This is a genomic window from Enterobacter sp. HMSC16D10 (genome assembly GCF_001807145.1).
GTDB lineage: Bacteria > Pseudomonadota > Gammaproteobacteria > Enterobacterales > Enterobacteriaceae > Enterobacter > Enterobacter roggenkampii.
The window spans coordinates 236,534-255,358 of the sequence record NZ_KV787865.1 but is presented as its reverse complement, the minus strand read 5'-3'; the positions used below and the strand labels follow the sequence as shown (position 1 = coordinate 255,358).

17 protein-coding genes are annotated in these 18,825 nt (G+C 53.9%); 2 read left to right on the top strand and 15 right to left on the bottom strand.

What is annotated here, in order from left to right; genetic code table 11:
• Positions 1 to 6 precede the first annotated feature (6 nt).
• The 15 genes from rnhB to rpsB form a co-directional block, all read right to left on the bottom strand.
• Positions 7 to 603 carry a ribonuclease HII gene (rnhB, locus tag HMPREF3143_RS10290; protein WP_008501897.1) on the bottom strand — a complete coding sequence of 199 codons (597 nt, stop codon included), beginning with the start codon at positions 601 to 603 and terminating at the stop codon, positions 7 to 9.
• Complete coding sequence (gene lpxB, locus HMPREF3143_RS10285) at positions 600 to 1,748, bottom strand: lipid-A-disaccharide synthase (protein ID WP_008501898.1); 1,149 nt, start codon at positions 1,746 to 1,748, stop codon at positions 600 to 602. The genes rnhB and lpxB overlap by 4 nt, the downstream gene beginning before the upstream one ends.
• Complete coding sequence (gene lpxA / locus HMPREF3143_RS10280) at positions 1,748 to 2,536, bottom strand: acyl-ACP--UDP-N-acetylglucosamine O-acyltransferase (protein WP_070532965.1); 789 nt, start codon at positions 2,534 to 2,536, stop codon at positions 1,748 to 1,750. Before lpxA ends, lpxB begins: the two co-directional genes overlap by 1 nt.
• Positions 2,537 to 2,539: 3 nt before the next feature.
• Positions 2,540 to 2,995, bottom strand: a complete 456-nt coding sequence (fabZ, locus tag HMPREF3143_RS10275; protein WP_010426706.1) for a 3-hydroxyacyl-ACP dehydratase FabZ — start codon at positions 2,993 to 2,995, stop codon at positions 2,540 to 2,542.
• A gap of 102 nt (positions 2,996 to 3,097) precedes the next feature.
• Positions 3,098 to 4,123, bottom strand: a complete 1,026-nt coding sequence (gene lpxD, locus HMPREF3143_RS10270; protein WP_008501901.1) for a UDP-3-O-(3-hydroxymyristoyl)glucosamine N-acyltransferase — start codon at positions 4,121 to 4,123, stop codon at positions 3,098 to 3,100.
• A gap of 3 nt (positions 4,124 to 4,126) precedes the next feature.
• Positions 4,127 to 4,621 (bottom strand): molecular chaperone Skp, encoded by a 495-nt coding sequence (gene skp / locus HMPREF3143_RS10265; RefSeq protein ID WP_008501902.1) that lies wholly within the window; start codon positions 4,619 to 4,621, stop codon positions 4,127 to 4,129.
• A gap of 122 nt (positions 4,622 to 4,743) precedes the next feature.
• Entirely contained in the window at positions 4,744 to 7,161 is a 2,418-nt protein-coding gene (gene bamA / locus HMPREF3143_RS10260; RefSeq protein WP_008501904.1) for an outer membrane protein assembly factor BamA, read from the bottom strand.
• 31 nt (positions 7,162 to 7,192) lie between these two features.
• Complete coding sequence (rseP, locus tag HMPREF3143_RS10255; protein ID WP_008501905.1) at positions 7,193 to 8,545, bottom strand: sigma E protease regulator RseP; 1,353 nt, start codon at positions 8,543 to 8,545, stop codon at positions 7,193 to 7,195.
• A gap of 11 nt (positions 8,546 to 8,556) precedes the next feature.
• Complete coding sequence (gene cdsA / locus HMPREF3143_RS10250; RefSeq protein ID WP_008501906.1) at positions 8,557 to 9,414, bottom strand: phosphatidate cytidylyltransferase; 858 nt, start codon at positions 9,412 to 9,414, stop codon at positions 8,557 to 8,559.
• Between the two features lie 12 nt (positions 9,415 to 9,426).
• Positions 9,427 to 10,185 (bottom strand): (2E,6E)-farnesyl-diphosphate-specific ditrans,polycis-undecaprenyl-diphosphate synthase, encoded by a 759-nt coding sequence (gene ispU / locus HMPREF3143_RS10245; RefSeq protein ID WP_070532963.1) that lies wholly within the window; start codon positions 10,183 to 10,185, stop codon positions 9,427 to 9,429.
• A gap of 186 nt (positions 10,186 to 10,371) precedes the next feature.
• On the bottom strand, positions 10,372 to 11,571 hold the full coding sequence (ispC, locus tag HMPREF3143_RS10240) for a 1-deoxy-D-xylulose-5-phosphate reductoisomerase (RefSeq protein ID WP_070532961.1): 1,200 nt from the start codon (positions 11,569 to 11,571) through the stop codon (positions 10,372 to 10,374).
• A 93-nt stretch (positions 11,572 to 11,664) separates the two neighbouring features.
• A complete protein-coding gene (gene frr, locus HMPREF3143_RS10235; RefSeq protein ID WP_008501909.1) occupies positions 11,665 to 12,222 on the bottom strand; it encodes a ribosome recycling factor in 558 nt (185 codons plus the stop codon).
• A 167-nt stretch (positions 12,223 to 12,389) separates the two neighbouring features.
• Positions 12,390 to 13,115, bottom strand: a complete 726-nt coding sequence (pyrH, locus tag HMPREF3143_RS10230) for a UMP kinase (RefSeq protein WP_008501910.1) — start codon at positions 13,113 to 13,115, stop codon at positions 12,390 to 12,392.
• Between the two features lie 150 nt (positions 13,116 to 13,265).
• Positions 13,266 to 14,117: a translation elongation factor Ts gene (gene tsf / locus HMPREF3143_RS10225; RefSeq protein ID WP_014830708.1), complete on the bottom strand. Its 852-nt coding sequence runs from the start codon at positions 14,115 to 14,117 to the stop codon at positions 13,266 to 13,268.
• Positions 14,118 to 14,234: 117 nt separating this feature from the next.
• A complete protein-coding gene (gene rpsB, locus HMPREF3143_RS10220) occupies positions 14,235 to 14,960 on the bottom strand; it encodes a 30S ribosomal protein S2 (RefSeq protein WP_003856207.1) in 726 nt (241 codons plus the stop codon).
• Between the two features lie 321 nt (positions 14,961 to 15,281).
• Between rpsB and map the strand changes: the two genes are divergently transcribed.
• Together map and glnD are read left to right on the top strand one after the other, a co-directional pair.
• Positions 15,282 to 16,076: a type I methionyl aminopeptidase gene (gene map / locus HMPREF3143_RS10215; protein ID WP_008501913.1), complete on the top strand. Its 795-nt coding sequence runs from the start codon at positions 15,282 to 15,284 to the stop codon at positions 16,074 to 16,076.
• Between the two features lie 62 nt (positions 16,077 to 16,138).
• On the top strand, positions 16,139 to 18,814 hold the full coding sequence (glnD, locus tag HMPREF3143_RS10210; RefSeq protein ID WP_070532979.1) for a bifunctional uridylyltransferase/uridylyl-removing protein GlnD: 2,676 nt from the start codon (positions 16,139 to 16,141) through the stop codon (positions 18,812 to 18,814).
• The last annotated feature ends 11 nt before the right edge of the window (positions 18,815 to 18,825 follow it).

Genomic DNA, 18,825 nt, shown 5'->3' with positions numbered 1-18,825 from the left:
AATGATTCAGGACACCCGTCCCAGGGCGCGTTTTACCGGGCCAAAACTGCGCCGATGGTGTTCGGTTGCGCCATGTTCAGCCAGCCTCTCCAGGTGGAAAGGTGTGGGATATCCCTTATGCTGGGCGAAACCATACTGAGGGTAAGTGAGGTCCAGCGCGGCCATTTCGGCGTCGCGTGTCACTTTGGCAATAATAGAAGCTGCGCTAATTTCTGCGACCCGGCTATCGCCTTTGACCACTGCCATTGAAGGCATGGGCAATGCCGGACAGCGGTTGCCGTCAATCAGGACATATTCAGGGGAAATTTTCAGCCCCGCCACCGCACGCTGCATCGCCAGCATCGTGGCATGCAAAATATTCAGCTCGTCTATCTCATGCGGTTCAGCACGCCCGAGGCTCCAGGCCAGCGCTTTCTCCTGAATCTCACTAAACAGCGCCAGCCGGCGCTTTTCAGACAATTTTTTTGAGTCGTTCAGCCCGACGATCGGCCGAGCCGGATCGAGGATCACCGCAGCGGTCACCACGGCTCCCACTAACGGACCACGACCCACTTCGTCCACACCCGCCACAAGGTGGGTGTGAGGATAAACAAATTCCATCATTTTGCTAACTCCAGCACCGCATCGGCCGCTTGCTCATCAGCATTACAGCGGATCAGTTGATGCAGTTCGCGGAAGGTATCGTGCATCTGGTGGCTGGTTTTACCGTTGGCGAGCAGCGGCAGCAGGGCCTCCGCCAGCGCCTGCGGCTGGCATTCATCCTGCAGCAGCTCTTTCACCAGCTCGCGCCCGGCAAGCAGGTTTGGCAGGGAGACGTAATCTGTTTTCACCAGACGTTTTGCCAGCCAGAAGGTAAACGGCTTCATGCGGTAACCGACCACCATCGGGCATTTCGCCAGCATACACTCCAGCGCCGCCGTGCCGGAGGCCAGCAGTGCGGCATCGCTCGCATACATCGCTTCCCGCCCCTGCCCGTCCAGAAGACGGACGTGAAGATCCGGGGCGACGTCAGCTTTGATGCGCTCAAACTGCTCGCGGCGTTTGGCATTCACCAGCGGCACGACCACTTCAAGATCGGGATAGGTCTGGCGAAGAAGTTGCGCAGTCTTAAGAAAATCGGCGCTCAGCATCTCAACTTCTGCGCCACGGCTGCCTGGCAGTAAGGCCAGACAGTGCACATCATGCGGGATGCCCAGCGCGTCGCGCGCCGCGTTTTTATCCGGATCCAGTGGCATCGCATCCGCCATGGTATGACCGATAAAACGGCACGGAACATTAAATCTGTCGTAAAACGCTTTTTCGAAAGGCAGGAAAGCCAGCACCAGGTGGGTGGACCGTCCGATTTTGAAAACGCGTTTCTGTCGCCACGCCCAGACGGATGGACTGACGTAGTGAATCGTCTTAATGCCCTGCTTTTTCAGATTCCCTTCGAGGGTAATGTTGAAATCAGGTGCATCGATACCGACAAACACATCGGGTTTGAGTTCGGTAAAGCGGCGGGTGAGATCGGCACGGATGTGCAGCAAACGGCGTAACCGTCCCAGCACCTCAACGATCCCCATCACGGCCAGCTCTTCCATTTCATACCAGGCTTCACAGCCTTCGGCCTGCATCAGCGGGCCAGCAACACCGACAAAGCGAGCATTGGGTACGCGTGCCTTAAGCGCACGGATGAGACCGGCACCAAGAATATCGCCGGAGGTTTCTCCGGCGACCAGGGCTATCGTAAGCGGACGACTGTCGACCATTAACGAATCAGACCCCTTGTTGAACGGTCAAAGAACTCCATGAACGCGTCCACTTCCGGGTGCTTTTTCGCCAGTTCGGCAATTTCCGGCTTCGCCTCTTCCAGCGTTTTACCGCTACGGTACAGCAGTTTGTACGCGTTGCGGATGGCAGTAATCGCTTCGCGACTAAAACCACGACGCTTGAGGCCTTCGATGTTCACGCCAAACGGCGTGGCATGGTTGCCCTGCGCAATCACATACGGTGGGACGTCCTGCGCCACACCGGAGCATCCGCCGACCATCACGTGCGCACCAATGATGCAGAACTGATGGACTGCGGTCATGCCGCCAATAATTGCGAAGTCATCAACTGATACGTGTCCTGCCAGCGTGGCATTGTTGGCAAGGATACAGCGGTCACCCACGGTACAGTCGTGCGCGATATGCGCATTCACCATAAACAGGTTATCGCTGCCCACCTTCGTCAACCCACCACCCTGTACTGTTCCACGATGAATGGTGACGCTTTCGCGAATACGGTTACGATCGCCGATTTCCACACGGGTCGACTCACCAGCATATTTCAGATCCTGGTTAACTTCGCCGATGGAGGCAAACTGATAGATCTCGTTATTGCAGCCAATGGTCGTATAACCATTCACCACAACGTGAGATTTCAGCACTGTACCCTCACCAATTTCGACATGGGGTCCAACAATACAAAACGGGCCAATGTGGGCGTTAGCACCAACGATGGCACCCGTTTCCACAATGGCGGTAGGATGAATAAAGGCGGATTTATCAATCACGTATCAGGACTCCCGGCTACGAGCACACATCATCGTCGCTTCGCAAACAACTTTACCGTCAACCAGCGCTACGCCTTTGAAGCGAGTCAGGCCACGACGCGTTTTTTCAAAAGTGACTTCCATGATCATCTGATCACCAGGCACGACAGGGCGCTTAAAGCGCGCTTCGTCAATACCCGCGAAGTAATACAGCTCACCGGGTTCCAGTTTACCGACGCTTTTAAACGCCAGAATACCGGTAGCCTGAGCCATCGCTTCCAGAATCAACACACCCGGGAAGATAGGTTTACCAGGGAAGTGCCCCTGGAAGAACGGCTCATTCACGGAAACATTTTTCACTGCGCGCAGAAAACGACCTTCTTCAAAATCCAGCACACGGTCTACCAGCAGAAACGGGTAGCGGTGCGGCAGAAGTTCTAAAATCTCTTCAATATGCAGAGTATGAGTGTCAGTAGTCAAAATACTCTTCCTGTCAAAATGTACTGATAACAATAATAACACGGCCTGCCGGTTTATTAGAAAGCCGACAGGCCGGGAAAAATAGCGTTAAACGGATGACGCTTAGTCTTGTTGATCGATCTTGCGCTCAAGGGACTTGAGGCGCTTGCTCATATCATCAATGTTCATCACCAGAGCTGCTGTTTTACGCCATACCTTGTTGGGCTGGAGCGGAATGCCGGAGGAATAGACGCCAGGTTCAGTGATAGGACGCATTACCATGCCCATTCCCGTCACGGTCACCTTGTCGCAGATTTCCATATGGCCATTAATCACGCTCGCACCGCCAATCATGCAATAACGGCCAATTTTCAGGCTGCCCGCCATGATGACGCCACCCGCAACCGCGGTATTGTCGCCAATCACAACGTTATGCGCAATCTGGCACTGGTTATCGATGATAACACCATTGCCAATGATCGTGTCGTCAAGCGCGCCACGGTCAATGGTGGTACAGGCGCCGATCTCCACGCGATCGCCAATAATAACGCGACCAAGCTGCGGGATCTTAACCCAGTTACCGCGATCGTTAGCGTAACCAAAGCCATCAGAACCAATCACGGTGCTGGACTGGACGAGGCAGTTTTCGCCAATTTCAACGTCATGGTATACGGACACATTGGCCCATAAACGGGTCCCGGCGCCGATTTTCGTATTTTTCCCAACGAAGCAGCCCGGGCCAATGACGACGTTATCGCCCAGCTCGACGCCGGATTCGATAACCGCATTCGCACCAACGGCGACGTTGTTACCCAGCCTGGCCGTCTCATCAATCGCTGCGCTGGCAGCAATGTTCTGGGCCGGTTGCGGCGTGGTATCAAGAATTTGAGCCATGCGTGCATACGTCAGGTAGGGGTTTTTCACTACCAGCGCGCTTACAGTGGCAAATGGAAGATCGTCCTGCGTCAGAACAACAGCTGACGCCTGGCATTGAGCCAGTTGCTCACGGTACTTAGGGCTTACCATGAAGGTAATCGTGCCAGCTTTAGCAGATTGCATGGACGCAACAGCGGTGATGACGATATCGCCATCACCGTGTAATTCTGCATCCAACTGCTGAGCTAAATCAGCCAGTCGAATTGAAGGCATTACTTATTTAACCTGTTTCAGAACGTCAGCAGTGATGTCTTTAACATCTTTGCTGTTGAAAGCGACGGCGTTCGCATCAACAACCAGATCGATGCTCTGATCGGCAGCCACTGCTTTAACAGCGGTCTGAATGCGAGTCACCAGCTTGCCGCGTTCTTCGTTAGAACGACGCTGACGATCCTGCTCGAAAGCCTGCGCTTTCTGGGAGAACGCCTGGCGCTGAGCCATTACGTCTTTTTCCAGCTTGCTGCGGTCGCTTGCCTTCATGGTAGAACCATCACGCTGCAGACGCTGCATTTTGGACTGAAGATCGTTTTCCATACCCTGCAGTTCGCTTGCACGGCCTTTGAATTCGTTTTCCAGAGTCGCAGAAACACCTGTTTTCTGTGCAACCTGCTGGAACAAATTACCCATGTTGACGATTGCAATTTTGTCTGCTGCCTGAGCAGAAGTTGCCATCGCTAAACCGAGACCTGCAGCTAATAACCACTTTTTCACAATTAACTCCTTACCATCCCATTGGCACCAGAAGGTACCGTTCTTTGCGTGGCAAGGCGACCGTTTTACCGATCGCCAGTTGTCAGCGCTACACTGCCAACGCATTCCTTTGCAGCGGATTATTACCAGGTTTTACCAATGTTAAACTGGAATTGCTCCGCTTTGTCTCCATCATATTTCTTAAACGGCTGGGCGTAAGAGAAGACCAACGGCCCCAGCGGTGACATCCATTGTAATGCGATACCGGCAGACATGCGAATATTGCTCGGATCGCTGTAGTCAGGAACGCCAGCTGCACGCATCTGGGCAGTGTTCTCCCAGTTGGTATCCCACACCGTACCCGCATCCCAGAAGAAGGATGTACGGACGGAGTTCGCATATTTATCACTAATAAACGGCGTTGGCGTGATGAACTCCAGACTGGCAACGGCCATAGCGTTACCGCCGACTGCGTCATCAGAACTACAGACTTCTGATGAGGAAGACTTATCGCAGTTATCTTTGTCGTTCCCGCCGTAGTAAACCGCTTTCGGACCAATGTTGTTGGACTGGAAGCCACGAACGGTACTGGAACCACCGGCATAGAAGTTTTCATAGAACGGCATCTCTTTGCCGCCTAAACCATCACCATAGCCCCAACGGGTACGACCCAGAACCACCCACTTGTGATCGTCATCGATCGGGAAGTAGGACGCAGTATCCAGCGTCACCTTATAGAACTCGTTATCGGAACCCGGGACGGTAACTTTACCGTTCAGGTTGACGCGAGAACCTTCCGTTGGGAAGTAACCACGGTCGAGACGGTTATAGGTCCAGCCGTAGTTGAAGGTGAAGTCATCTGCAGCGAAACCGTTGTTATCGCTGTTTTTGCTCGCCGACTGGCCAATAGAATCCAGGTAACGCCACATGGCCACCTGCGGTTGCATATTGGACAGGTCGTTATGCACGTAACCTAAGCCCGCTCGCAGGGTGTTGTATTCGTTAATCGGGAAGCCAAGCGTACCGTCCACACCGTAACTCTTGTTGGTGTAGGAGGACAGATCCGCATCGTCTGCTTTAAAGTCGTTGTAGAAGATACGACCGCCCAGGCTCACACCGTCAACGGTGAAGTATGGGTTCGTTACAGAGAACTCAGAGTAGGTCTGGTAGTCGTTTTTGGTACCGTTAATTCCGACAGAGTAACCCGTACCCAGCCAGTTATCCTGCTGCACGCCAACCTGGAAGCTGACGCCGCTTTCAGTACCGTAGCCCACACCAAAGTTAAAGCTACCGGTGTTACGCTCTTTCACTTTATAAACGACATCAACCTGATCCGGGCTGCCCGGTACGCGCTGGGTATCAGTATCAACCGTTTCAAAATAGCCCAGACGGTTCAGACGCTCTTTACCCTGATCAACGAGATCGCTACCTAACCATGCGCCTTCCATCTGACGCATTTCGCGACGCAGAACGGAGTCTTTGGAGGTGTCGTTACCGACGAAGCGGATCTTACGCACGTAGAAACGGTTACCCGCGTCAACATTCACGTGCAGCTTAACGGTTTTATCCGCGTCATTGATTTCCGGCTGAGTCTGTACGCGCGGATAGGCATAACCATAGCGGCCGAGCAGCTTCTTAATGCTGTCTTCCATTTTGGTGACTTTGGATCCGCTATAGAGATCGCCTGGCTGAATTTTGGTCAGCGATTCGATTTCAGCAGAATGCCCCGCCAGATTACCACTCACCTCAACACCCGAAAGCTTGTACTGATCGCCTTCCGTGATGTTGATCGTAATGTAGATGCCTTTCTTGTCCGGCGTCAGGCTCACCTGCGTCGAGTCGATGTTGAAACGCGCGTAACCACGATCCAGATAGTAGCTGCGCAGGGTTTCAAGGTCGCCCGCCAGTTTCTGTTTCTGGTATTTGCGATCGCCCACCACGTTCCACCACGGCACTTCATCGCGCAGCTGGAAGGTGGAGATCAGTTCGTCGGTGCTGAACGCGTGGTTACCCACAATGTTGATCTGCTGGATCTTCGCAGAGACACCTTCCTGGAAGACCAGCTTCAGGTCAACACGGTTACGCGGCAGCGGAGTCACAACCGCTTTCACGCTGGCGCTGTATTTACCGACGCTGTAGTAGAAGTCTTCCAGACCTTTTTCAATGTCTGAAAGGGTTGTGCGGTCCAGAGACTCCCCCACACGAACACCGGATGCTTCAAGGTTTTGCTTGAGCATGTCATCTTTCACCGACTTGTTACCGGAGAAAGTGATACTGGCGATCGTTGGACGTTCTTTTACCTGTACCAGCAGGGTATCACCATCACGCAGGACGCGGACATCCTCGAAGTTGCCGGTGGCAAACAGAGCACGGATGGTATTACTGATATCATCATCATTAACCGTATCGCCGGGGCGCACAGGCATACTGAGGAGGGCCGCACCAACGGCGACACGCTGAAGGCCTTCGAAATGAATGTCTTTCACTACGAACCCGTCAGCACCGTATACGGTGGCGCTGCTAAACAGCAGCGACGCTATGAGCAACTTTTTCATCGCCATCGTTATTATGCGTTCTTCCTAACTAACTCTCTTACAACCGAGAGAAATCATTGAAAAGTGCAAGCCCCATTAACAGCACCAGCAAAATCGAGCCAATGCGATAACTAAAGTCTTGAACTCGCTCGGATACCGGCCCGCCTTTTAGCTTTTCAATCGCTAAAAACAGCAGATGACCCCCGTCTAAAACGGGAAGCGGGAACAGGTTGATTATCCCAAGGTTCACGCTAATGAGCGCGAGGAACATGAGATAGTAAATCACCCCGAATTCCGCTGACATCCCAGCCCCCTGGGCAATCGAAATTGGCCCACTGAGGTTGTTCAGTTTCACATCACCGGTTATCAATTTCCCCAACATGTTGACCGTCAGCTTCATCAGTTGCCATGTTTTATCCGTGGCTTCAAGGATGGCGCTGAACGGCCCATACTGGCGTATTGTCTTGTACTCATCTGGCAGCGGGATCACTTTTGGCACAACGCCTGCAAACCCTTCTGCCTTCTTGCCGACCGACTTCGTATCCGGGATCAGCGTCAGCGAAAGCGGACTGCCCTGCCTTTCAACTTCCAGCGCGAGAGACGTACCCGGATTATCGCGCACCAGAGTAACAAAGGTCATCCACTCTGTTAATGGTTGACCATCGACTTTAACGATCCTGTCGCCTGCTTGCAAACCCGCTTTGCTCGCCGCCGAGTTTGCCTGTACTTCGGCTAATACCGGCTCGATCTGCGCGCCGCGCGGACGAATGCCCAGCGCAGCGACGGGATCCTCTTTGTCTGGCTCGAAACGCCATTGACGTAAATCGAGCACTTTGTCCTGACGGGCGTCTGACCCAAATGGCGATACGCTGATGGTGGTCTGCGGATCGCCAATTTTAGCAACCAGCTGCAGTCGCACGGCATCCCAATCAGGGGTTTCGATGCCATCAATCGCTTTAAGTTCCATCCCGGATGTAATTTGCGCACTCGCCGCGATGGAGTTGGGGGCAATGTCACCTACTACCGGACGCACGCCAGGGACGCCGATGATAAACACCAGCCAGTAAGCGAAAATTGCAAAGATGAAGTTGGCTACCGGTCCGGCAGCGATGATGGCGGCGCGTTGTCCAACGGTTTTATTGTTGAATGCGCTGTGTCGCAGTTCAGGCGCGACAGGCTCGACGCGTTCGTCGAGCATTTTGACGTAGCCACCCAGCGGGATAAGGGCGATGACAAATTGCGTACCATGGCGGTCGGTGCGCGTCCAGAGTGATTTACCAAAACCGATGGAAAATCGCTCTACGCGCACGCCACAGCGGCGAGCAACCCAGAAATGGCCAAATTCATGCACGGTAATCAGTACACCCAGTGCAACTATGAACGCCGCCAGATTCCAGAGAATGCTCAGCATAAAACCTTCCGTTAAATCGTCCCGAATACCAGTAAAAGCAAACACGCAAACACTGGAACAGCCGCTGTCAGGCTATCAATGCGATCCAGTATACCGCCATGCCCTGGAATCAGGTGTCCACTGTCCTTAATCCCTGCTTCACGCTTGAACATACTTTCGGTTAAATCACCGAGCACGGAGGCAAGCGCAGCAAAAATCGAGCACACCAGCAGTATTGATGGTGCCACTTCAAGATTCGCCCAGACGCCGTAGCCCCAGGAGATGATCGCGGCCGTAAACAAACCGCCGATAAATCCTTGCCAGGTTTTGCCCGGAGAAACCTTCGGTGCCAGCTTATGTTTGCCAAACAGTTTACCAAACATATAGGCCCCGGAGTCAGCCCCCCAGACGAGAATCATCACATAAAGCAGCCAGATCGCACCGCTGTAGTGGTTTTCGTCGTAGTGCCAGGCGCGCAGCGCAACCATACCCCAGAAAAAAGGAATAATAGTGAGCAAACCAAAAATCAGTCGCAGCACTTTTGAATGACGCCACAACGCCGCGGAGCCGGGATAAAACAGCACCAGCAACAGCGCGGCAACCCACCAGGCCAACGATATCCACAAGGAACCAGCCACCAGAGGCTGATGAATATCATGATGATATTCAGGCAACGTGAACAGCATTACGGCCAGAATAAAGCCACAAAGTACCGCAAGCCATACTCGCTGCGTACGCGAGGTAAAGCCGCTAAACTGTCCCCATTCCCACGCGGCGAGCATGCACACCACCAGCGTAACAATAGCGAATCCCACCGGGGGCAGTAAAAACAGCGCCGCAATGACAATGGGTATTAATACAAAAGCGGAAATCAGGCGATACTTCAGCAAAAGCTACCCCCATCAGGCTTTGTCGCCACCAGGCTCGGTGCCGCCGAAACGACGCTCTCGATTGGCAAAGGCATGCAGCGCACCTTCAAAGTCTTGTTCATCAAAATCGGGCCAAAGAACATCTGTAAAGTAAAGTTCGGCATAGGCAATTTGCCATATCAAAAAGTTACTTATGCGATGTTCTCCCCCTGTCCTAATTACTAAATCCACAGGTGCCAGTTCATTCATGCAGATTTGCTTGCTCAGCGCTTCTTCATCAATTTGGTCGGGTCTCAACAGCCCTTCCTGAACCTGTTCGGCGAGATGCCGAACGCCCTGGATAATATCCCAGCGTCCGCCGTAATTCGCCGCAATATTCAGCGTCAGACCGGTATTATTTTCAGTCAGCGCCTCTGCTTTACGAATCCGTTCCTGCAAACGTGAGTTAAAACGACTGGTATCGCCAATGATACGCAGGCGGACGTTGTGGCGGTGCAGGCTTTTTACTTCGCTGTCTAGCGCCCACACAAACAATTCCATCAACGCAGTCACTTCCTGCAGCGGTCGATTCCAGTTTTCACTGCTAAAAGCATAGAGCGTTAACGCATCAATGCCGTTATTGGCGGCAAAAGAAACGGCGCGGCGAACGGATTTCGCCCCAGCTTTATGCCCAAAGGCTCGTATCTTCCCTTGTCTTTTCGCCCAGCGGCCATTGCCATCCATAATGATTGCTACATGACGGCAGCCATGAGCTGGCAAGTTTTCGCTTATTGGTTGATTCGCAGACAACATAACGCGTTTTTTGTCCCTGAAAAGGATTTAACGGTACTCAGGAATACTGAAGCCGATACATAAAAAAGCCGTGTCAAACCACGGCTCACCTGACCACGTAAAGTCAAATACCTGCGATCAGGTGGCGCAGACTATATCACTGAAGCCCAACGCTAACAAATAGCACGACGACTAGTGGTTGCTTTATCACCAGCTTGCGAGAAGTGTCACCTGTTGGCGCGCAATATTACGCGCAGCTGCATCCACCGTCAGCACCTCTTCCACGCTCTGTGGTTCGCGCAAATCCATCATCTCCAGTACCGATAAATTTAACGCCGCAATATCGGTAAAACGAATTTGCTGATTCAGAAATGCTTCAACGGTAATTTCATTGGCTGCATTCAGTGCCGTTGTCGCCGCCTGCCCCTGGTCAAAGGCCGTCATTGCAAGCTTCAGACAAGGGTAACGGTCATAGTCTGGTTCACTGAACGTCAGGGAACTTAGCTTGCAGAAATCAAGCGGCTTCACGCCGGACTTCACTCGATTCGGCCACGCCATGGAATGGGCAATCGGCGTACGCATATCAGGTTCGCCCAACTGCGCCAGCACGCTGCCATCCTGATAACGCACCATCGAATGAATCACCGATTGCGGGTGAATCAGAACTTCCATCTGTTTCGCTGACGCATTAAACAGCCAGCGCGCTTCAATGTATTCCAGACCTTTGTTCATCATGGTGGCAGAGTCAACGGAGATTTTACGCCCCATCGACCAGTTCGGATGACGGCACGCCTGATCCGGCGTCATCGCACGCAGTTCAGACAGTGGCGTTTCACGGAACGGGCCACCAGACCCGGTAAGCAGAATCGACACGACGCCATTCTGCTCCAGGTCAGCGTACCCCAGGTTCTGTTGAAAAGGTTGCGGTAAACTCTGAAAAATCGCGTTGTGCTCGCTGTCGACGGGCAAAAGACGCGCCCCGCGCTGCTTCACCGCCTCCATGAACAGGCGTCCGCAGGTGACCAGCGACTCTTTATTGGCCAGCAGAACGTCCTTACCGGCATCAATCGCGGCAAGCGTCGGCAATAATCCTGCCGCCCCGACAATGGCCGCCATCACCTGATCCACCTCATCCAGCGCCGCCATCTCGCAGGCCGCCTGTTGGCCACTCAGCACCTCGGTTCGACTGCCCTTCTCAAGCAGCTGTGCTTTCAGCAGGCGCGCGCTCTCTTCGTCATCCATCACCGCATAGCGGGGCGTAAACTCCAGGCACTGCTCAACCATTCGCTGCACATTCTTACCGGCCACCAGCGCTGTCACGGTGTAAAGTTCAGGATTATGGCGAACAACGTCGAGAGTGCTGCAACCGATAGAGCCGGTTGAGCCAAGGAGTGTTAAATGCTTCATGAGATGCCCGAAAAGTTAGACCAGATAAAAGCAAAACGCCGCCAGCAAGACCCAAAGTCCCTCTGAACGGCGTTTATCAGTGTACGACAGAAATCAGAACTGCATCAGTTCCGCTTCTTTATCTGCCAGCGCCGCATCAATTTTCTTGATGGCAGCGTCAGTCATTTTCTGAATGTCGTCCTGGGAACGACGATCGTCATCTTCACTGATCTCTTTTTCTTTCAGCAGCGCTTTGACTTTATCATTCGCGTCGCGACGGACGTTACGCACGGATACACGACCCTGCTCAGCTTCGCCACGTACCACTTTGATCAGGTCTTTACGACGCTCTTCGGTCAGCGGTGGCAGTGGAACGCGGATGTCAGCCCCCGCAGAGCTTGGGTTCAGACCGAGGTCAGACGCCATGATCGCTTTCTCAACCGCCGGGCCCATAGAACGATCGAATACGTTGATTTTCAGCGTACGGGTATCTTCTACCGTCACGCTCGCCAGCTGACGCAGAGGGGTTGGCGTACCGTAGTACTCGACGATGATGCCATCCAACAGGCTTGGGGAAGCACGGCCAGTACGGATTTTGCTGATTTGGGTTTTGAACGCTTCTACGCATTTTTCCATGCGTACTTCAGCATCTTTTCTGATGTCGTTAATCACGTTACGAATCCTTGAAAACTTGTCTCAGGCAGACTATCCGCCAGCACAGCGCTACAGGTGTGCTAAGTATAGTCGCGTTTAATTCATGACAACGCCAAAGGCGCGCCCGGGTAAGATACCACTACAAAATAAAGCGGAATCTTACCTGTATTTATCGTCAACGGAAATTATTCCGTGATCAAAGTGCCTTCTTTTTCGCCCATGACCACGCGACGCAGTGCGCCAGGTTTGTTCATGTTGAAGACACGAATTGGCAATTTGTGGTCGCGAGCCAGCGTGAAGGCGGCAAGATCCATCACTTTCAGCTCTTTATCCAGCACTTCGCTGTAGCTCAGCTGATCGTACATGGTGGCAGAAGGATCTTTTGCCGGGTCGGCAGTAAACACGCCATCGACTTTGGTCGCTTTCAGTACCACATCAGCTTCGATCTCGATACCGCGCAGGCAGGCAGCGGAATCGGTCGTAAAGAACGGGTTACCCGTACCGGCGGAGAGGATCACCACGCGGTTGTTGCGCAGCAGGCTGATAGCTTCTGCCCAGCTGTAATTATCGCATACGCCATTCAGGGGGATCGCGGACATCAGGCGGGCGTTCACATAGGCGCGATGGAGCGCATCACGCATCGCCAGGCCATTCATCACGGTTGCCAGCATCCCCATGTGGTCGCCCACAACGCGGTTCATCCCCGCTTTCGCCAGACCAGCACCACGGAAAAGGTTGCCACCGCCAATGACCACGCCAACCTGGATGCCCAGTTCGACCAGTTCTTTGATTTCCTGTGCCATGCGATCAAGGATGCTTGCGTCAATACCGAAGCCTTCCGATCCCTGCAGCGCTTCGCCACTCAGCTTAAGCAGAATGCGTTTGTACACGGGTTTTGCATTGGTAGCCATGTTTCTTTCCTGAGACTGTCAACGATTAAGATGGGGGTTAATTCTGGCGACATGATATGCCGCAAATCAGTACAGCGATACTGGAGCCTGTCTGATTTCCTGTGACGGGTGACAAAAAGAAGCCGCCCTCAGGCGGCTCCTTTTCAATCATTAAGACTGCTTGGACATTGCAGCAACTTCTGCTGCGAAGTCAGTCTCAACTTTCTCGATGCCTTCGCCCACTTCGAAGCGGATGAAGCCAGTTACGTCAGCGTTGTGCTCTTTCAGCAGCTGAGCAACAGATTTGCTTGGGTCCATTACGAATGGCTGGCCAGTCAGAGAAACTTCGCCGGTGAATTTCTTCATGCGGCCTTCAACCATTTTCTCTGCGATTTCTTTTGGTTTACCAGACTGCATCGCGATGTCCAGCTGAACCTGGTACTCTTTCTCTACCACTTCAGCAGACACGTCTTCTGGCTTAACGAATTCTGGCTTGCTTGCAGCGATGTGCATTGCCAGCTGTTTAACCAGCTCTTCGTCAGCGCCTTTAGCCGCAACCAGAACACCGATACGAGCACCGTGCTGGTAAGAACCCAGAACGTCGCCTTCCAGAGAAGCAACGCGACGGATGTTGATGTTCTCGCCGATTTTAGCAACCAGCGCAACACGCTCTTCTTCGAACTGTGCTTTCAGAACTTCAACGTCAGTGATTTTGCCAGCAACCGCTGCGTCCAGAACTTTGTTAGCAAATGCCTGGAAACCACCATCTTTAGCAACGAAGTCAGTCTGGCAGTTAACTTCCAGAATGATGCCGTAGGTGCCGTCGATCTTAGTGATGATCACGCCGTCAGCAGCAACGTTGCCTGCTTTTTTAGCTGCTTTGATCGCACCGGATTTACGCATGTTTTCGATTGCCAGCTCGATGTCGCCGTTCGCTTCAGTCAGCGCTTTTTTGCAATCCATCATGCCTGCGCCAGTACGCTCGCGCAGCTCTTTTACCAGGGATGCGGTAATTTCAGCCATTCTTAAATCCTCGGGAGATGTGAACTGCCCGGCCGGGGGCCAAACAGTGTAAATTGAAAAAAGGGGCCGGTAATGGGCCCCTATTCATACACGGTACTAATAAGGGGTAAAACCTTATTATTCAGCTTCTACGAAGCTTTCTTCCGCCTGAGAAGCCAGATCCTGGGAACGGCCTTCACGAACGGTAGCAGCTACAGCGCTCAGGTACAGGCTAACAGCACGGATTGCGTCGTCGTTACCCGGGATAACGAAGTCAACACCGTCCGGATCGGAGTTGGTATCAACGATAGCGAATACCGGAATACCCAGGTTGTTAGCTTCTTTGATAGCGATGTGCTCGTGGTCTGCATCGATTACGAACAGCGCGTCTGGCAGGCCGCCCATATCTTTGATACCGCCCAGGCTGTTTTCCAGCTTGTCCAGTTCACGAGTGCGCATCAGCGCTTCTTTCTTAGTCAGCTTGTCGAAAGTACCGTCCTGAGACTGGGTTTCCAGATCTTTCAGGCGCTTGATGGACTGACGAACAGTTTTCCAGTTGGTCAGCATGCCGCCCAACCAGCGATGGTTCACGAAGAACTGGTCGCAGCTGTTAGCAGCATCTTTCACAGCTTCGCTTGCAGCGCGCTTAGTACCAACGAACAGAATCTTACCTTTACGGGAAGAGATCTTGTTCAGCTCAGCCAGGGCTTCGTTGAACATTGGTACAGTTTTCTCAAGGTTGATGATGTGAACTTTGTTACGTGCGCCGAAGATGAAAGGCTTCATTTTCGGGTTCCAGTAACGGGTCTGGTGACCAAAGTGAACACCAGCCTTGAGCATGTCGCGCATGGAAACAGTTGCCATGTTTAAAACCTCTATATTGAAAGTTGGGGTTATGCCTCCACGTATCCCATATTACCGACCCCGAAGGGCACCCCGGAATATGTGCCGATACGTGTGTGTTGTTACACAAAGTGAGATTTGTCGCTCCCGTCCAGCCTGTGTATCTAAGATGGATCGGAAGTCCGGCGCGCTTTATACCACAAAACACGACCAGAAACCAACAGTTGTTGGCGGAGTGTGCTGTTAATGATTCTCAATTTGGCACGGAGCGTGCCTGACTGATACCATTGACGACACTTAGACTAGTATTGTCGAAAAAATCGACACCGATGGACAGATTACATGGCTATCTCTATTAAGACACCTGAAGAAATTGAAAAGATGCGCGTCGCCGGTCGTCTGGCCGCGGAAGTGCTGGAAATGATCGAGCCGTTCGTGAAGCCGGGCGTCAGCACGGGTGAACTGGACCGCATCTGTAACGACTATATCGTGAACGAGCAGCACGCGGTTTCCGCCTGCCTCGGCTACCACGGTTTCCCAAAATCCGTCTGCATCTCAATTAATGAAGTGGTGTGCCACGGCATTCCTGACGATGAAAAACTGCTGAAAGACGGCGATATCGTCAACATCGACGTGACCGTCATTAAAGACGAGTACCACGGTGACACCTCAAAAATGTTCATCGTTGGCAAGCCGACCATCCTGGGCGAGCGCCTGTGCAAAGTCACCCAGGACAGCCTCTACCTGGCGCTGAAAATGGTGAAGCCGGGTATTCGCCTGCGTACTATCGGCGCCGCAATTCAGAAATTTGTGGAAGCGGAAGGGTTCTCCGTGGTGCGCGAATACTGCGGTCACGGTATTGGCCGCGTCTTCCATGAAGAGCCGCAGGTTCTGCACTACGATGCAGACGACGGCGGCGTCGTGCTGCAAAAGGGCATGACCTTCACCATCGAGCCAATGGTCAACGCCGGTGACTACCGCATCCGCACCATGAAAGACGGCTGGACGGTGAAAACCAAAGACAGAAGCTTGTCTGCCCAGTACGAGCATACTATTGTGGTAACAGACAACGGCTGCGAAATTATGACGTTGCGCAAGGATGACACCATCCCGGCGATACTGACGAACATTGAGTGATAAGAAGCCGGCAAATGCCGGCTTTTTTAATGGCGATAGCTTTTTCTTATGGGTGGCGCACGATGAGTAATCTTTTACCCGAACAGTATGCTAACACAGCCCTTCCCACCCTCCCCGACCAGCCCGATAACCCGGGCGTCTGGCCGCCGCACGAGCTGACCTGCGCGCATATTAAATCCCATATGGATGTTTTCCATCGCTGGCTGGGTAGCGCGTTCGATGCAGGCGTATCTGCCGAGCAGCTCATTGAGGCGCGCACCGAGTTTATCGACCAGCTCCTGCAGCGTCTATGGATCGACTACGGTTTCGGGCAGGTTAGCGACATCGCGCTGGTTGCCGTCGGGGGCTATGGCCGCGGTGAGCTGCATCCGCTTTCCGATATCGATCTCCTGATCCTAAGCCGCAAAAAGCTGCCGGACGAACAGGCGCAAAAAATCGGCGAGCTTCTGACCCTGCTCTGGGACGTGAAGCTGGAAGTCGGCCACAGCGTTCGCACCCTGGAAGAGTGTCTGCTGGAAGGGCTATCGGACCTAACCGTTGCCACCAACCTGATTGAAACCCGTCTGCTGATTGGCGACGTCGCGCTGTTCCTGGAGCTGCAAAAACATATCTTCAGCGACGGCTTCTGGCCGTCAGAAAAGTTCTTCGCCGCGAAGGTCGAGGAGCAAAACCAGCGCCACCAGCGCTACCACGGCACCAGCTATAACCTTGAGCCTGACATTAAAAGCAGCCCCGGCGGCCTGCGCGACATCCACACGTTACAGTGGGTCGCCCGTCGTCACTTTGGCGCCACCTCGATGGACGAGATGGTCGGCTTTGGCTTCCTGACCGAGGCCGAGCGTAACGAGCTCAACGAGTGTCTGCACCTGCTGTGGCGCATCCGCTTTGCCCTGCATCTGGAGGTCACCCGCTACGATAACCGTCTGCTGTTTGACCGCCAGCTCAGCGTGGCGCAGCGCCTGAATTACCAGGGCGAAGGTAACGAGCCGGTTGAGCAGATGATGAAGGATTTCTTCCGCGTCACCCGCCGGGTGACCGAGCTGAACCAGATGCTGTTGCAGCTGTTCGACGAGGCCATTCTGGCCCTGACGGCGGACGAAAAGCCGCGCCCGATTGATGACGAATTCCAGCTGCGCGGTACGCTTATCGATCTGCGCGACGAAACGCTGTTTATCCGCGAGCCGGAAGCGATCCTGCGGATGTTCTACACCATGGTGCGCAACAGCACCATCACCGGGATCTACTCCACCACCCTGCGCCATCTGCGCCACGCGCGCCGCCATCTGACGCAGCCTTTGTGTTACATCCCGGAAGCGCGCTCGCTGTTCCTGAGCATGCTCCGCCATCCGGGTGCCGTCAGCCGCGGGCTGCTGCCGATGCACCGCCACAGCGTGCTGTGGGCCTATATGCCGCAGTGGTCGCACATCGTTGGGCAGATGCAGTTCGACCTGTTCCACGCCTACACGGTGGATGAACACACCATCCGCGTGATGCTCAAGCTGGAGAGCTTTGCCAAAGAAGAGACGCGCTCCCGCCACCCGCTGTGCGTCGAGCTGTGGCCGCGCCTGACCCATCCGGAACTGATCCTGATTGCCGCCCTGTTCCACGACATCGCCAAGGGCCGCGGCGGCGATCACTCGGTGCTCGGCGCGCAGGACGTGCTGAAATTTGCCGAACTGCACGGTCTCAATTCGCGCGAAACGCAGCTGGTCGCCTGGCTGGTGCGCCATCACCTGCTGATGTCGGTCACCGCGCAGCGTCGGGACATTCAGGACCCGGAAGTCATTAAGCAGTTCGCGGAAGAAGTTCAGACGGAAAACCGCCTGCGCTATCTGGTCTGCCTGACGGTGGCGGATATTTGCGCCACCAACGAAACCCTGTGGAACAGCTGGAAGCAGAGCCTGCTGCGCGAGCTGTACTTTGCCACCGAAAAACAGCTGCGTCGCGGGATGCAGAACACGCCGGACATGCGCGAGCGCGTGCGTCACCACCAGCTTCAGGCGCTGGCGCTGCTGCGGATGGATAACATTGATGAAGAGGCGCTACATCAGATTTGGGCCCGCTGCCGCGCCAACTATTTTGTCCGCCACAGCCCAAACCAGCTGGCGTGGCACGCGCGGCATCTGCTCAAGCACGATCTGTCCCAGCCGATGATCCTGCTAAGCCCGCAGACCACGCGCGGCGGAACGGAGATTTTCATCTGGAGCCCGGACCGGCCTTATCTGTTTGCTGCCGTCTGTGCCGAGCTGGACAGACGTAACCTGAGCGTGCATGACGCGCAGATTTTCACCACCCGCGACGGCATGGCCATGGACACCTTTATCGTGCTGGAGCCGGACGGCAGCCCGCTGTCGTCGGACAGGCATGAAGGGATACGTTTTGGTCTGGAGCAGGCGATTACCCAGCGCAGCTGGCAGCCCCCGCAGCCGCGTCGCCAGCCGGCAAAATTGCGCCACTTTACCGTGGATACCGAGGTCAATTTCCTGCCGACCCACACCGATCGTAAATCGTTCCTGGAGCTGATCGCGCTCGACCAGCCAGGGCTGCTCGCCCGCGTCGGCCAGGTTTTTGCCGATCTGGGAATTTCGCTTCATGGGGCCCGAATTACAACGATTGGCGAGCGAGTAGAAGATTTATTTATAATCGCCACCGCCGACCGGCGTGCCCTTAATAATGACCTGCAGCTTGAAGTGCAACAACGGTTGACAGCAGCCCTCAATCCAAACGATAAAGGGTGATATGTTTTTTA